16 protein-coding genes are annotated in these 16,110 nt (G+C 33.6%); 10 read left to right on the forward strand and 6 right to left on the reverse strand.

Features of this window, described 5'->3' with window-relative positions; all coding sequences use genetic code 11:
* The first annotated feature begins 43 nt into the window (after positions 1-43).
* Positions 44-2,695, forward strand: coding sequence for a beta-1,3-glucanase family protein (locus tag DM444_RS19225; RefSeq protein WP_111289642.1), 2,652 nt, complete (start codon positions 44-46; stop codon positions 2,693-2,695).
* Between the two features lie 83 nt (positions 2,696-2,778).
* On the forward strand, positions 2,779-4,404 hold the full coding sequence (locus DM444_RS19230) for a glycosyl hydrolase family 18 protein (RefSeq protein ID WP_111289644.1): 1,626 nt from the start codon (positions 2,779-2,781) through the stop codon (positions 4,402-4,404).
* Between the two features lie 464 nt (positions 4,405-4,868).
* Here the strand turns inward: DM444_RS19230 and DM444_RS19235 are convergent, their stop codons facing one another.
* Positions 4,869-6,800 (reverse strand): metallophosphoesterase family protein, encoded by a 1,932-nt coding sequence (locus DM444_RS19235; protein ID WP_111289646.1) that lies wholly within the window; start codon positions 6,798-6,800, stop codon positions 4,869-4,871.
* Between the two features lie 333 nt (positions 6,801-7,133).
* Here DM444_RS19235 and DM444_RS19240 point away from each other — a divergent pair, with 333 nt between their 5' ends.
* Positions 7,134-7,502 carry a SpoIIAA family protein gene (locus tag DM444_RS19240; protein WP_111289648.1) on the forward strand — a complete coding sequence of 123 codons (369 nt, stop codon included), beginning with the start codon at positions 7,134-7,136 and terminating at the stop codon, positions 7,500-7,502.
* Positions 7,503-7,577: 75 nt separating this feature from the next.
* Here DM444_RS19240 and DM444_RS19245 read toward each other — a convergent pair whose 3' ends face one another.
* The 3 genes from DM444_RS19245 to DM444_RS19255 are packed head-to-tail and all read right to left on the reverse strand — an operon-like array spanning position 7,578 to position 8,794.
* Complete coding sequence (locus tag DM444_RS19245) at positions 7,578-7,850, reverse strand: PrgI family protein (RefSeq protein ID WP_111289650.1); 273 nt, start codon at positions 7,848-7,850, stop codon at positions 7,578-7,580.
* 23 nt (positions 7,851-7,873) lie between these two features.
* Positions 7,874-8,272, reverse strand: coding sequence for a hypothetical protein (locus DM444_RS19250; protein ID WP_111289652.1), 399 nt, complete (start codon positions 8,270-8,272; stop codon positions 7,874-7,876).
* A 33-nt stretch (positions 8,273-8,305) separates the two neighbouring features.
* Positions 8,306-8,794, reverse strand: a complete 489-nt coding sequence (locus DM444_RS19255; protein WP_111289654.1) for a hypothetical protein — start codon at positions 8,792-8,794, stop codon at positions 8,306-8,308.
* Positions 8,795-9,026: 232 nt separating this feature from the next.
* Between DM444_RS19255 and DM444_RS19260 the strand changes: the two genes are divergently transcribed.
* The gene (locus tag DM444_RS19260; RefSeq protein ID WP_111289655.1) at positions 9,027-9,500 is read left to right on the forward strand and encodes a CinA family protein; all 474 of its coding nucleotides are present in this window, start codon (positions 9,027-9,029) and stop codon (positions 9,498-9,500) included.
* A gap of 99 nt (positions 9,501-9,599) precedes the next feature.
* Positions 9,600-10,028: an NUDIX domain-containing protein gene (locus tag DM444_RS19265; RefSeq protein WP_111289657.1), complete on the forward strand. Its 429-nt coding sequence runs from the start codon at positions 9,600-9,602 to the stop codon at positions 10,026-10,028.
* A gap of 1 nt (position 10,029) precedes the next feature.
* Here DM444_RS19265 and DM444_RS19270 read toward each other — a convergent pair whose 3' ends face one another.
* Complete coding sequence (locus DM444_RS19270) at positions 10,030-10,944, reverse strand: DsbA family protein (protein WP_111289659.1); 915 nt, start codon at positions 10,942-10,944, stop codon at positions 10,030-10,032.
* Between the two features lie 281 nt (positions 10,945-11,225).
* Between DM444_RS19270 and DM444_RS24005 the strand changes: the two genes are divergently transcribed.
* From DM444_RS24005 to DM444_RS19290, 5 genes are all read left to right on the forward strand, one after another.
* Positions 11,226-11,348 (forward strand): hypothetical protein, encoded by a 123-nt coding sequence (locus DM444_RS24005; RefSeq protein WP_262510514.1) that lies wholly within the window; start codon positions 11,226-11,228, stop codon positions 11,346-11,348.
* 59 nt (positions 11,349-11,407) lie between these two features.
* The gene (locus DM444_RS19275; RefSeq protein ID WP_111289661.1) at positions 11,408-11,947 is read left to right on the forward strand and encodes an SMI1/KNR4 family protein; all 540 of its coding nucleotides are present in this window, start codon (positions 11,408-11,410) and stop codon (positions 11,945-11,947) included.
* Positions 11,948-11,969: 22 nt separating this feature from the next.
* Positions 11,970-13,325 (forward strand): DUF6138 family protein, encoded by a 1,356-nt coding sequence (locus DM444_RS19280; RefSeq protein ID WP_111289663.1) that lies wholly within the window; start codon positions 11,970-11,972, stop codon positions 13,323-13,325.
* A 130-nt stretch (positions 13,326-13,455) separates the two neighbouring features.
* The gene (locus tag DM444_RS19285; RefSeq protein WP_111289665.1) at positions 13,456-13,935 is read left to right on the forward strand and encodes a TlpA disulfide reductase family protein; all 480 of its coding nucleotides are present in this window, start codon (positions 13,456-13,458) and stop codon (positions 13,933-13,935) included.
* Between the two features lie 6 nt (positions 13,936-13,941).
* Complete coding sequence (locus DM444_RS19290; protein WP_111289667.1) at positions 13,942-14,556, forward strand: thioredoxin family protein; 615 nt, start codon at positions 13,942-13,944, stop codon at positions 14,554-14,556.
* Between the two features lie 141 nt (positions 14,557-14,697).
* Here the strand turns inward: DM444_RS19290 and DM444_RS19295 are convergent, their stop codons facing one another.
* Entirely contained in the window at positions 14,698-15,927 is a 1,230-nt protein-coding gene (locus tag DM444_RS19295) for a PQQ-dependent sugar dehydrogenase (RefSeq protein ID WP_111289669.1), read from the reverse strand.
* Positions 15,928-16,110: the final 183 nt, after the last annotated feature.

Consider the following 16,110-nt stretch of genomic DNA (forward strand, 5'->3'; position numbering starts at 1 on the left):
CTTTGGTTAAAATCTATTTACATAACCCCAAAATTATTTAGATATGAATAAAATTAGACTTCAAAGATTTTCTTTTTTGACGACACTTTTTTTAGTGTTTTCAAGCTTGATGCATGCTCAAGGGCCTGTACCATTTACGATTAGTAATAATTCGCCGTTTGCAGACAGCGAATTATATGTAGCCATTGTTGGTATCGATTATACAACTGGAAATCACGTTTGGGTAAATGCCCAAACTAGTCAGGTTTTACCAATGAGCGCTTCTTACAATACGGTTACTGGACCAACTTACGGTGGAAACACAGGACCGGGACAAAATTCTAAATATGCTGCTTGCTTTACTAAGTTGAGTGATATTCCAAACAAAACCTTCACATTGCCATTAATTGCAGGATGCCGAGTTTTTATTTCTAAAGGCTCTCAACTGTATTTTTACTTTTTTGGTGCCAGCGGAGCTCCTTCGGGATATGCATCGCCAAATCCGCAGAACGCAACAGACCCGAATCAGGGAATTTTGTATGAAATGATTGAATTGACTAACAATCAATATGGTTTCTTCGGAAATCCAACAAGAGTTGATTCATACAAATATCCAATGGGATTGGAATTGTTTGGAGCAAACGGCTACCAAAAGAAAGTGGGTGATTTGAAAAAACACGCAGATATTGTTGCGGCTTTTAAAGCCAATGTTCCAGTAGAATTTCAAGGTTGTGTAAACGATGCAACGGGCGAAATTACAGCGCCTTCTAAAACGGCTGCTTACGCTGAAGGATCTGGACAATATGCAAATTATTTAAAATCATACATTGATGCAATTTGGAACAAATACAAAAATGAAGATTTGATTTTCTACGCAGGTGATGCAGGAGTTTTCAAAGGTAGAGTTATTGGAGAACAACTTGAAATGGTTGGACAATCTGGAGCTTTTGTTGGAAGAACTGGACGCGTACAAAATAGACCAACAACCCAAGAAGCTCTTGAAGGAAAAGGTGTTTTGGATAGAAGATTGGTTGACGGAGATTTAGATCTTGTAATTCAATCACAATTAACGGCTGCGATTAATCGTCATGTTGTAAATACAACAACGGCAAATCCGGGTCAGCAAAACTGGTATGATGCGTCTAAATTTTATCAGGTAAATCCAACGAATCATTATTCTAAGTTCTGGCATTTACCAGGCATCAATATTGATAATTTAGCTTACGGATTTGCTTATGATGATGTTGCAGATCAGTCGCCATCACTTCATTCGCCATCACCAACAAAAGTTATAGCAACATTTGGAGGTTATGCAGGATTAACGCCTTCAGTTCCAGCTTCAACAGATGTAATCACAGTTTATAAAGACTGCAACTACACTGGATTCTCAGGCGGATTAACCATTGGAGATTATAACCTAGCTCGTTTAAATTCTTTAGGGGTTTTAAATGATGATATTTCTTCGCTAAAAATTACTCAAGGTTATCAGGCAATTTTATATCAGGATGATAATTTCGGTGGAACTTCAACAGTAATTAATTCTGATAATTCTTGTTTGAATACCACTTGGAACGATAAAGTAAGTTCGATAAGAGTTATTGCAAACGGAACTACTACTTTAGGAAACCAAACTTTCTTCCTTCAAAATAGAAATAGTGGTTTGTATATGGACGTTTGGAATTCAAGTATGTCAAACGGAGCAGGAATTAATCAAGGCGCTTTGAACTCTGGTAACAATCAGAAATTTACGTTTACGCATTTAGGAGACGGAATGTATAAAATCATTGCAAACCATAGCGGAATGTCAATGGATATCAATAACTTCAATAAAGCTAATGGCGCAAGAGTAGAACAATATCCATACAATGCAACTACAAATCAGCAGTTTATTTTGGTTTCAACTGGCGATGGCTATTATAAAATTGTGGCTCGTCACAGCGGAAGAATTGTTGAAGTTGCGGGAGCAAGTACAGCATCGGGAGCAATTGTGCAGCAATGGGATAACAATAATCAAACTTGCGGACAATGGAAATTAGTTCCAGCAACGAGTTCTCAAACTTCAGTTTTAATTCAGGCAGAAGATTACTCAGCAATGAGCGGTATTCAAGTTGAAGCAACTACAGATACCGGCGGAGGTTCAAACGTTGGTTATACAGAAACAGGTGACTGGTTAGCATATAATAGCATCAATTTCCCAACGACAGGTTCTTATTTAATCGAATATCGAGTTGCAAGTGCCGTTACTGGCGGAAGATTATCATCTGACTTAAATGCAGGAGCGATTCTTTTAGGAAATGTTGATATTCCAAATACTGGTGGATGGCAAAACTGGCAAACCGTTTCGCAGACTGTAAACGTAAATGCAGGAACGTATAATTTTGGAATCTACATTCAAAATACAGGAATGAACATCAACTGGATTAAAATTACAAAAGTAGCAGGAACAGCGAGAATGGCTGCAACTGAAACGATAGTAGAAGAAGAACCGATTGCAGCTGAACTAAATATTTATCCAAGTCCAGCAGAAAATACTCTTTTTGTGACAACATCTGTAAGCGGAGAAAAAGTAAGTATTATAGATCAGACGGGAACGCTAGTTTCTGAGCAAAAAATCAATAATAATGCTATTGATGTTTCACGTCTTAGAACTGGAATCTACTTTGTTGTTTTCCATAAAGATGGTGCAAAAACGGTTAAACGTTTCATTAAAAAATAATTTTAGAATGCAGGTTTTAGATTTTAATCTAAAACCTGCAATTTTTCAATATCCCCATAATTTACAAATTAAAACAAATCACTATGAAAGACAATTACAAAAGAATGTCGGCAAAATGGATTCTTATTTTAGCATTGGGTGTTTTTAATTTTTCTGTAGCCCAAAAAAAGGTAATCGCATATATTCCAAATTGGATTGATTTAAATGCTTTTTCAAGCACTATTCAGTATAGTAAATTAACGCATATTAATATTGCTTTCGAAAATCCTGATGCAAATGGATATTTGAGTTTTAATTCGGGAAGCAATACGATCATAAATGCAGCACATGCACAGAATGTAAAAGTTTTTGTTTCTCTTGGAGGAGGATCAGTTTCAGAAGGAGGAGCGATTCGTGACAATTATTTTAATCTGATAACTCCAGCAAATAGAACTGCTTTCATTCAGAAAATATACGATTATGTTGTTGCTCACAATTTTGATGGAGTCGATGTAGATTTAGAAGGGCCAGCAATTAATGGTGATTACGGAGGATTTGTGATTGCTTTAGCGAATAAATTGCATGCCAATGGCAAATTGATTTCAGCAGCGCTTTCAGAAGGATATGGTGGTGCAAATGTACCTTCATCTACTTTTGCAACATACGACTGGATCAATATTATGGCTTATGATGCAACTGGGCCTTGGGCACCAAACAATCCGGGTCAGCATTCTCCTTATAGCATGGCGGTAAATCAGTTTAATTATTGGACAGGAAGAGGATTGCCTGCAAGTAAGGCCGTAATTGGACTTCCGTTTTACGGATACGGTTTTGGAGCTTCTGCTAATCAAGGAATTTCTTATGCCAATATTGTAGCTCAATATCCAGGTGCTGAAAATTTAGATCAAGTTGGAAACACAATTTATTATAACGGAATTCCAACTATCAAACAAAAAACGACTTTTGCGATTCAAAATGCGGCTGGAGTAATGATTTGGGAATTGTCTCAAGATGCAACAGGTTCAAAATCTTTGTTAACTGCCATTAATCAAGTTATTACAGGAAGCAATCCACCAGCAACAGGAACTTTAATTCAAGCAGAAAATTACAATACCATGAGCGGTGTTCAAACTGAAGCAACAACTGATACAGGCGGTGGATTAAATGTCGGATATTGTGATACAGGCGATTGGATGGCCTATTATAATATTAATTTCCCAACTTCTGGTTCTTATCAAATTGAATATCGAGTTGCAAGTGCAGTTACGGGCGGAAGATTATCATCTGATTTAAATGCAGGAACTATTCAGCTTGGTGCTATAAATGTTCCAAATACAGGTGGATGGCAAAATTGGCAGACGATTACTCAAACTGTAAATGTAAATGCTGGAACGTATAATTTCGGGATATATGTTCAAAACACAGGTTTTAATATAAACTGGTTTAAAATTACAAAATCGGGTTCAACGGCAAGATCAGCTGCGCCAACTACTGAACAATCTATCGCCAGTTTAGAAATTTATCCAAATCCAACAGAAAGTGAAATCTTTTTCAGCACCGAAGTTTCTGGCGGAAATGTAAATATTATTAATACTGAAGGCGGAGCAACTGTTTCCTCTCAAACCGTAAATAATAATAGCGTAGACGTTTCTACTTTAAAAACAGGTGTTTACTTGATTTCAGTTGAAAAAAACGGAATCAAAACGGTAAGACGTTTTATTAAAAAATAATCCTAACCCATTTGCCATAATGGTTTTAGATACATTAAATTTTAGGTTTTAATGTAATAAGAAGCTGTCATTTTTGATAGCTTTTTTTGTTTTTATTTTTAACGCAAAGTGCACAAAGGTTTAACGCAAAGTTCGCTAAGGTTTTTTTTAAGCTAAATTTTATAAAATAAAAAAGGGCGCAAAGCTTTATGGACATCGTTTTGTGGAGCTTAGTGAATATAGCCTGCGGTTTCAACCGCAGGAACACAATCCATATTGCCTATCCGTAAGTACCCGCGGTTGAAACCGCGGGCTATGTTAAAATTTAGTTTGTTAAAATTATTTTTCTGTAAATCTGCAAAACTAGAATTCATAAAGCTTTGCGAACTATGATTTGTAAAATCTTACTCAAAATACTCAGCGGACTTTGCGAAAAACCTTAGTGCTCTTTGCGTTAAAAAAAATACATCCTGTACAGAAAAAAATCACTTCAAGCTCTTAATCTCGCCATTTTTCAAATCAACTATGAAATGATCTGCTGGAACTTCGTGCATGAACTTATTGAAAATTATAAGAAATAATTTCATTTGTTTTTGCATCGGATTATCTTTCGAAAGATCAGCTTTAGAACCTTCTAAAAATAAATTAGATAAAACTTTATACTCTTTTGCTCTTTGAGTTCCAACATCAGCTAAAGCTAATTCGTCGGCGCTTCTGAAACGATAGAAATCTACTAAAAGATCGTAGCCTATCCAATTAAAATTATCTTTTTTCAGATTGTTTTGAGCTAAAATTCTATCAGATTTCGCTTCAGCTTCATTCCATTCTTTTTGAAACTGTTCTTTATTTTTTAGAATAAAATCAAAATCTTTATCCGATTGTATATTGGCTAAAACCAATAAATCTTTAGCAGAAACATTCAATATAAAATCTTTGAAAGCAGAAGGCCAATCGTCTTTTAAGAAACGAAGACGAACTAATTCTTTCAAATGAAAATCGGTAAAATCGTGATAGTTTTTTGTTTTTAAAATATCAATATTCCAAATGTCTTGCGTTTTCTGACTTTCTAAAAATTGATATTCTATTTTATACAAATCGAAAAGCTCGTTATATCTCGGAACATCATCGATAGTAATCGTTTGAATATCGACAACATTATCTTTTTTGAAAGTCAATAATTTATAAGCTGGAATATAAGTCGCTAAAGATGGCGTTTGAATATTAACCAAAGTATTTCCTTTTGCAGAAGTTCTGATACCCGTATCGTTTATATGCATGTGACCTCCAAAATGAATCTTCAATCCTGCATCTGCAAAAACCTGTGCCACTTCTTCAACTGGAACACGGTTTAACTGCCATTTGTTTGGGCCGAGAAGTTCTTTTATTTCCGCGGAAGCGTCATCATTAAAATCTATCATAGGGAAATGACTGAAAGCGATTAAAGTTTTTCCTTGTTTTTTGGCTTGAGCCGAAATAGTTTCAACCCATTTTATAAGATGTTTTTTGTTCGAAAGCACATTGTTATAACCTGTACTTGCTTCGCTGTAATTTTTAGAATCTTTTTCAGTAGAAGCATTTTTCTTCGGAATATAAACATTTCCGTCAATTGCCATTAACCAAAGTCCGTCGATTGGTTCTACAACATAACTAACATCTGGAACTTCGTATCCTGGTGCTACTTCATATACGCGACTTTCCAGTTTAGCGCTTTCTAAAGCTTTTTCGAATGTATAGTTTTCATTTGTATAAGAAGAAAATGGAGTAGCCCAAAATTTGTATTTTTTGTTGGGATGAAAGCCAAAATCCTGAAGCTGATCGGTAATTCCTAAATAACCCATTTTAGCAATATCGGCGGTAACAACTACGGGCTGTTCAATGTTTAAATTTGGCTTATAAAGACCTTCTTTGCTATAAATGGGTTGACTTTTACCTTCTTTTCCTAAGAAATCTTCTTTTCCAGATTCTTGAGCAAAAGGCCCAACTGGATCATGGTTTCCTGTAGTAATGAAGAATTCTATTCCGTATTTTTTACTGTATTGATTTAATATTTTGGCTAATCCGCGAACGTGAATTGGCTGGCCGTCATCTGTGTAATCTCCTGGAAGTGCTACATATTTGATTTTTCGCTTTGCGATATCTTCTAAAGCAGCTATAAATGCAAAATAATTTTCATTGAAAATTCGAGTAGAATGAAGCTGTGATGACATGGTGCGCACCAAAGCATATTTTCCTGTTTTCGGATTTAAAACGCCTTTATAATCTGAATCTGAAAATTTGCCAAATAAATCTTGTAAATGGACATCAGATAAAAACGCAACTTGTGTTCCGTTGAGGTTTTTAGCTTTTTGCGCCAATGCGGTATAATTGAAAAAGGCAAAAAACGATAATAGGTACAATATTGTAAATCTTGAATGCATAGGTTTTTAACTTTAATAAATTGGGGTTTATTAGAAGTTTTGGAACTTTTAATTGACCGCAATTTTATTGATTTATAGCGGAAATCAGTTTATGATAGTGTTATGTAATGATAATGTTTTGAGTTTTTTTTTATCGCAATACCTATTTAAGTATTAGACATAAACCTTTGTCACTTTGCACTTTGAAACTTTGTCTCTTAAAAAAATATAATAAACGAATAGTTAAATGTAAATTCTATTTCGCTGATTATAAGTATATTTGAGATACAATTGAGTATTTTATAAAGTGCTCTGACAAAACTCATTTAAGTAACTCAAAAAAGTATAAAAATCATGATACATCAAATTGATACTACCGATAATATTGTAGCTTTTAGAGCATTGGCAGAAGTAACAAAAGACGATTTTTTGACAGCAGTAGTTCCAGCCGTTGAACATTTGGTAAAACAAACCAACGAGATTAATTTTTTATTGGTTTTAGATACCGATATTCAGAATTTTACCGCGGGTGCTTGGCTTCAAGATGGACTTTTAGGGCTTAAACATTTAGGAAAGTGGAATAGAGCTGCAATTGTAACGGATACAGATGAAATAATTTCTTTCACAAACGGATTTAGTTACATTGTTCCAGGGGAATTTCGTGGCTATAAAAAAATAGACTTTAATAAAGCTTTAAATTGGGTTGAAGGAAATATTTCTTAAAAACAGTTTTTAATTGAAATAAAAAAGAGCACTTATACAAAAGTGCTCTTTTTTGATGAGATATAACAAAAACTATTAATGATTGTATTCGATACCGCTGCTTGCTTGAGCGTCTATTTTTTCTTTGCTAACTTGATTGTATTTTTTATAACAAGCCGATGCTAAAATTGGTAAAGCAAGACTTCCTACAACGGCACTTGCTTTTTTATGTCCTGTTTTTTTCAAAACAGCCGATGCTAAAAGAACACCAACCCCAGCACATACCATTTGTTTTACAGAAAGATTCAGCGGCTTTTTTTCAGGTGTGATTCCGTGTAATAATGGGTCTATGAAATTTAAGTTCTCCATAATGTTAATTTATTTAGTTATACTTATTTAATTGTGTTTTCATTATCCGTTTCGCTTTCAATTTTCTCGATTTCGACTTTTTCTTTTTTTATAGTCTGACGAAGCAAAGCAAAAAGACTCATATAAACATTTGCCATAAAAACTAGAGAAAACCCTGCCAAAATATAGCCTCTCCAATCATTTAACAAAAGTTTATAATCGCAGATAATCAAAAAAGCGATTGTGACATAGTGACTAAAGCAATACTCGCACGTAAGAAGATAAAAGAACTTTCTAGACAAGATGTACCTGTCATTTTTAGAATGTCTGACACACCATTCATGAGGTTCTCTAAAAATCTCTTCATGCGTGACAGTCCAACTTACGCAAGCAATCGGAATTGCTAATACAAAAAGCCAGACGATTTGCGTTCCTAAAGTCATAAACTAATGCTTTTACAATTTACGAAAATTTCGTTATTCTCGAGGATGGTTTTCTGGATAATGTTCTGCATCGAAATCGTCTAATTCTTCATCTTGATCGTGATCTGAATCTTTTTCTACATCTTCTTCATAATCTAAATCAGGATGGTGTTCTTCGTTCAAATCATCTTTGGTGCCATCATTGGTAATGGCATCATCTTCATTAATAATTCGCTCTTGATTCGGAATATTTTCTGATCGAATATTGGAGTTCGATTCAAAATCAACTTGCGGATGTTTTGGATCTTCGATAAACTCTTCCTGATATTGATACGGGTCTTCATCTCGCGCATAATTGTCATTATCAATAAGAGTATTTTGTTCGTAATAATCAGGATCACTTTCGCCAAATTCCCGATTGTCATGTTTTTTCAACACTTGTTTAAACTGATCTTCATTTGTATAAGTACCATCAGCAAGAGTGTTTTGATCTATATAATCAGGGTCAAACTGACCATAATCATGGTTGTGTTGCTTTTCCATAATACTGTTTTTTAGATTATTATTTTTTCTTGGGATTTATAATTTCCTGTATATCGCATTTTACAAATTTACGATGAAATCAAGAGCATATCCTTACAAGAAAAAACAAGATAGTTGCATAATTAACAGTTACTTATAATGTAATTGTTGTAAGGAATTATGTAAGTTTAATCTGTTGAAAAGAATCTACATTTGGTTAAGAAAGAAATGTGCAATTAAATCCTAAAACATTATGGCATCTGATAAAGTTACTCAATGCTGCGAAGCCTTAATAGAAAAAAACTTGACAATATCATTTGCAGAAAGTGCTTCTGCTGGAAAAATGTGTTATGAATTTTCGACGGTATTCAACTCCGGAAGAATTTTGATTGGCGGAATGATTTGTTATCATTCATCGATGAAAGAAGATTTACTTCAAATTCCGTGGGGAACTATCGAAAAATACAGTGCAGAATCTGCTGAGGTTACCAAATTAATGGCGCAGAATTTTTATCGGTATATAAACTCTGACATTTGCGTAGGTCTAACGGGATTAACAACTCCTGGTGGAAGTGAAAGTGAGTCAAAGCCAGTTGGAACAATTTTCATGCATATCGTTTTTTCAGATAAAGAAATAGCGAAACGTTATGAATTTAAAGGAGATCCAGAAAGTATAATCAATCAAGCAATTGATGTTGTTGCAGATTTGATTTTGAAGGAGATATAAATTAGAAATATAGATCAAATAACAAAAGCCGTAAAGAAATTAAATTTTACGGCTTTTAAATTTTTAAATTTGCATCTAAAGAATTTTGATTTCCATTTTATGAAACCTCTCTATAGTTTTAATGTAAGAGCTTATGCTATCTGTGAAAATGATAATAAGATTTTAGCACTTTACGAATATCACAAAGATAAAATATACTGCAAATTTCCAGGTGGAGGTGTGGAATTTGGCGAAGGCATTTTAGATTGTCTTCACAGAGAATTTCAAGAAGAACTTAATGCTAAAATCAAAATCGTAGATCATTTATATACACAAGAACATTTTGTTGAATCTATAATTGATGACGGAAGACAGATTCTTTTAGTTTATTATATTGTAAAAATCAGCAATCTTGAAGAAATGGCAATCAGTACTCCAGATATTCAAAGATTTGAATGGATAGATGTTAATGAAAATCCGTTTGTTTTGCCAATTGATAAAATTGCTCTTGCCAAGTACAGAGAACGATTTAATATTCTCAAACAGTAAATTATTTTTTAATATAAAGTGAACCATTCTTTATTGTCTTTTTATCCAATAAACCTTGCTGATATAATTTCTCTAAAATAGAAGTAGCTTCAGAAGTCGATTTATATAAAATGACAGCATATTCTTTTGGAGCCAATGTTGGAAAAATCTCAAACAAATCTAACGGATTTTCATTTTGAATGCTTTTCTTTTTCGCTTCAGGAAATAATACTAATAAAGCATTTTCGTAAGAATCGTAAGGCTTAGAACCATAAACAGTTAATTGATTATTATCGGCATCAGCCAAAAATAAAGTTGGAAAACCTCGTACGCCAAGAGTTTTTCCTAAATTTAAATCTTCTTGAAAAAGTTCTTCGGCATCATCATAATCTGCTTTTAGTTTCGGAACATCCAAACCTGCGATTTTTGCAGCTTCTGCTATGTTTTCCCATTTTGCAATATTCTTTTTATCGAGATAAAGCTTTTCGCGAAGAATACGCATAAAGTAAATCGCTTTTTCTTTGCTTTGCATCTGAGCCGCTTTCATAGCAATGCAAGAAGGATAAGAAGAATCTAACGGATCTTCAATCCAAACATTTCCATCGATTGGCATTTCGTAATATAAACTGGCTTCATCCCAATGATGTGCAACGTCAGAAGGTTTGTTTATTCCGCCGCTGTTATAACTCCAGTCGGGCAATAAACCGCCCATTCGGTAATCAATTTCAAAATAATCTCCATATTCTAATTTTAGTTTTCTAAGTTGAGGTTCAATTCCCCAGCAAGAAGAACAAATTGGATCAGTATAGTAAATTATTTTGACAGGTTTATTTTCTGTTGGAATAGCTGTTTTTTCATTTGATTTTTCGCCAACAGGCATTTCACACATTCCACTTACAGGATCACATAATAACGGATTTGTTTTGTTTTCACTCATTTTTGAATTCGTTTGTGATTGGCAACTTGAACTGCAAATCAGGATTAATAGTATCGACAGTATTTTCATAGTAATTTTTAAAAGGTACTCTCGGATTTATGAATATGTTGCAAAGTTCAGCCGAATATCATCGCCAGTCAATTAGTCAAAAAAACATGACTAGAAAATACATCCTAATCTTAAGAAATTGCTTTTGCTAAAAAGTGAGATTATCATTATAAAGTGATTGCAAGCTTGTAATTAATTGTTTATTTTTCACTTCGTAAAAATAGAAGCCTAAAATGAATTATATTCAAAAGATTAAACGCCTTTACAACTTGTCTGAAACTGAAAACTACGGATTTTCAGAAAATCAAATTCTCGATCTTGAGAAAACATTAGATATAAAACTTCCTTTAAATTAAAAGAATATTATCTGGAATTAGGAAAAGAGGAAAACCTAAATTACTGCTTTAACAGACTTTTGAAACCTGAAAATGAAATCGGATTTTCTGATGATGATTTTTTGATTTTTTATGAAGAAAATCAAAACGTAGCCTTTTGGGGAATTAAAAAGGAAGATCTATCACAGGAAAATCCGCCGATTTATGGCAATTATGATACGATAGAAAAATCGGATTGGGAAATGGAAACCGAGACTACGGAGAACTTTTTTCTGCTGATGGCAGTTTTTAATGGAACTTTGGGCGGACTTCAATTTAATGGAAATTATTTAGGAGAAATTGACTCGAAAATTGTAAAGTTTATTGAAGAGAATTATGCTCTTGTTTCCGAAATCAGCAGAGAAAATCAAAAAGTATATACAGATGATTTTTATGAAGTGATCAGTTTGTCATTCGATCAGGAAAACAATTGTACGGGAGCTTTTATTGGATCAAGCGATCAGGAACGATTTGATGCTATTTTGGATAATATGGATATAGATTGGTCTTATCTTTCTTATGATGATGAAGAATATGATGATGAAGAATATGATGATGAAGAAGAAGAAGAATCAAATTAAAAATGTGACAATAAAATAAAGAATGAGAGAATTAAATTATTTAGTAAAAATAGAAGGAAACGAAGCGCTTTTAGAAAAATTCATTGAAGCGATTGATAATAATACAGTTAAAATTGATAAAGCATATCCAAATCCGTACGTACTAGATTCGGGCGAAAAATTTCTGCTATCACCCATAATTGAATATTTTTTCCAGACTAGACCTTTTTCAAAAGAGTTTTATATTTCATTTGTAGAAAAACTTCGAAAACTTACAGGATTTGATAGTTACCGTTATTCATTAGGATTGCAAGCTGAGGAATTAGTTTTTAATAGTTTTGAAAGAGTAAAAAAAGGCAAATACAAGATTTTTATACCAAAAACTCAAGAAGAACTTCCGAAACCAATATTGACAGAAGAACAAAAAGAACTTTTAAGTTTTATATGTTATATCGCTGTTTCTCATATTAAATACGGCCCAAGTTATGCCACAGTTACTGCAAATGAGTATTTTGATGTTGTAACGGAATTAGGTTCTGATGAAGTAGAACAGCTTAAGAAAAACGGAACAGGAAAACTTCCAAAAGAACTAATTGCATACAAAGACAGCGATTTAACAGCTAAAGCCAATGATGTTTTTGCGACAATCAATATAAAACTGATTACTGAAACAGAAGAAAGTTATAAAAAAGCATTAAACTTCGTTAACAGCCTTCTAAAATTTGATTTTCCTAAAAGCTTCGAAATTAGTTTTTCATCAAAAAATAAAGAATTACTCCCAATAAAAGGCCTTCCAAAATGCGGGCAGAACTATCTTTTTGCTGGAGCTGTTAAATATCCAAATCTTCACAATGACATTTTAGAATATATTAATCTGGCTAAAAAGAAATATGAATGGTACAACAATCTTGAAGACGAAAATTGTGCCATGCCATCGACTTTTGCCGTTTTTGCTTTAGGATTACAAGACGAAAAATATTTTGATACTCTGATTGATTATTATAAAACAGTTGATGATGAACACCAATCTGTTCATGCAAAATTTACATCTGTATTTTTAGAGAAATTCGGCGTAACCGAAAAATCTATAAAGGTTTATATAAATGCCGTTTTATCCATGCAGGAACATCCGCATAATAAAGCTTTCGTTTCTTATTTTGCAAATGAGAAGAGCCTAAAATTATTGTTGGATAGCAGAGAGAATTTCATTTCGTATTATTTTACAGAGGAAGATTTAAAAGAATATTCAGATAGTGGTACTAATATACAGGAAATGGCAGATTATTGCTGGGAAAGCATTATGTATACCACTTTTGGACAAAGTAAAGGTTTTGCTAAGATTAGCAAAGAGCTTAAAAATTCAGAAAAAGAAATTTTTGAAAAACTTTTGCAACGATAGATTTAATTAGCACCATAGAATCTCAACATATTAGAACCTCAAAAGAATCATTAGATTTTCATTAACAAAATCTAATTAAGCATTAGTTTATATTTGTAGGAAACAAATTAATTTTAAGATCAAAAGGTCTATGAAAAATAAACTTTTAAAAATTTCCTTTCTTCTATTTCTGCTTTTTTCCATTAAAGGATACAATCAGAACGTAAAGCTTTTAAATATAAATCAGCTTAATGAAAGAATTAAAAACGGAAAAGACAGCACTTATGTAGTCAATTTTTGGGCAACTTGGTGCGCGCCGTGCATAAAAGAATTACCGCATTTCGAGAAATTGGGAGCAGAACATAAATCAGAGAAAGTAGCTGTTTTATTGGTAAGCTTAGATTTTAAATCCAAATTGCAATCGAATGTAATTCCGTTTGTAAAAAGGAAAAACTTAAAGAATGAAGTCTTTCTTTTAAACGAAAGCAATCCACAAGAGTTTATTGATCGAATTGATCCGAGCTGGTCAGGAAGCATTCCAGCAACGCTTTTCATTAAAAATGATAAAAGAAAATTTGTTGAAAGCGAATTTACCTATGAACAATTATTAACTGAATATAAAAAACTGTAAATCATTATGAAGAAAATAATCTTATTATTAGCATTAGCATTTTCTGCTTTTCTATCTCACGCACAAAATGCTGTAACACTTAAAGCGGGCGATGCCGCTCCAGATTTCAAACTGAAAAATGTTGACAACAAAGACGTTTCTTTTGGAACTTTTAAAGATGCAAAAGGTTATATCGTCGTTTTTACTTGTAATACTTGTCCATACGCAATTGGTTATGAGCAAAGAATTATCGATTTAGATAAAAAATTCAGATCACAAGGATATCCTGTAATTGCAATAAATCCAAATGATCCTGAAGCTTCTAATGCAGATACATTTGCAAAAATGCAAGATTTAGCAAAAGATAAAAAATATCCTTTCCCATATTTATTTGACCCAGGACAAAAAATTACAGATGAATATGGTGCAAAACGCACACCTCACATTTTTATCGTTTCTAAAACTTCAAAAGGAAATGTTGTAGAATATGTTGGAGCAATCGATAATGATCCAGAAGGAAATAACCCTCAAAAAGTAAAATATGCAGAAGATGTAATTGCATCATTAAAAAGCGGTCAAAAACCAGCAATTACCCAAACTAAAGAAATTGGCTGTACAGTAAAAAGAAAAGCAAAAGCTTAATTTTTTTGTTTCAAGTTTAAAGTTTCATGTTTTATTCCGTTGCGTTTAACTTGAAACCTGAAACCTGAAACAAAAAAACATAAAATAGAAACGCCCCATATTTGGGGCGTTTTTGGCATGTATAGTGAACAAGTTTACTTTCTATTTTTTATCAATTTTGTAAAGTCTTCCTTGATCGGTAACGGCGTATAATGCTTCATCTTTTCCTTGAGTAATATCTCTAAATCTTTGTCCTTGTCCGGCCAATAATCGTTCTTCTCCAGCGACTTTATTATCTTTAAAAGCTAAGCGAACAATATGTGTGCCACTTAATGAACCAATGAATAGATTATTTTGCCATTCTGGAATACGGTTTCCAGCGTAGAAAGTCATACCGCTAGGAGAAACTACAGGATCCCAATAATAAACGGGCTGTTCCATTCCAGTTAGCTGTGTAATTCCTTCTCCAATTTTTTCTCCGCTATATTCGATTCCGTAAGTAATTGTTGGCCAGCCATAATTTGCCCCAGCTTTAATTCGGTTAATTTCGTCGCCGCCTCTCGGCCCATGCTCGCTTTGCCATAATTCACCCGTTGTTGGATGAATAGCCAAGCCTTGCGGATTTCTATGGCCAATAGTGTAAAGTTCTGGTAAAGCCCCACTTTGTGTAAAAGATGGATTTCCTGCTGCAGCTTGTCCGTTCGTTGTAATACGAACAATTTTACCCAAACTACTGGTTACAGACTGCGCTAGCGGACGTGTTTGTAAAACAGATCTTTCACCAATGCTCACAAAAAGATTTCCAGTTTTGTCAAATAAAACTCGGCCTCCATAGTGTAGTGTGCTTGCGTTTGGTGTATTCGAACGATAAATAACAGTTGTATTTTCAAGTGCAGTTTCGTTGTCTGAAATTCGTCCTTTCGCGACAGCGGTAATATTTCCGCCAGCTACAATTTCAGAGAAGGTGAAATAAATCATTCTGTTTGTTGCAAATTCAGGATCTAGGCAAATTCCTAATAACCCACCTTGATCTGCTGGATTAACAGTAGGCACACCAGTTAAAGCATTACCAATAACTCCAGCTTGAGTAACAATTCGAATATTGCCTGCTTTTTCAGTAACTAAAAGACGTCCGTCAGGAAGATAAGCAACTCCCCAAGGGGCACTTAAACCGCTGGTAATTACTTTAGCTTCATATTCTGTTGTGGTTTGAATACTTCCTGCACGTGTCTGTCCGGAAAAGGCTGGCTGATAAGTTGTATTTGCAGTACCAGTTTCGACAGGCGGTCCTGTTGGTCCTGGATCGGTGCCTTCGTCAGTATTGTCGTTATTTGAACAACTTCCTAAAGCGAAAATTGCGGTAAGAAGAAAAATACTTTTTTGAATTATCATAATGCTTTCATTTTATAGGTTAAAAAATAGCTCTGCATTATCAAACATCCAAAAGTGAATATTGTTTTTAGAGATTCATTAAAATGAAAGTTTTGCTTTTGAATGAAATTCTCCAGTTATATTTTCAATTAAAGATGCCTAAATGCTTATGCTATTTTTATGAAGCAAAAGAATTTCAAACTA

It is taken from the genome of Flavobacterium ginsenosidimutans (assembly GCF_003254625.1).
GTDB classification, from domain to species: domain Bacteria; phylum Bacteroidota; class Bacteroidia; order Flavobacteriales; family Flavobacteriaceae; genus Flavobacterium; species Flavobacterium ginsenosidimutans.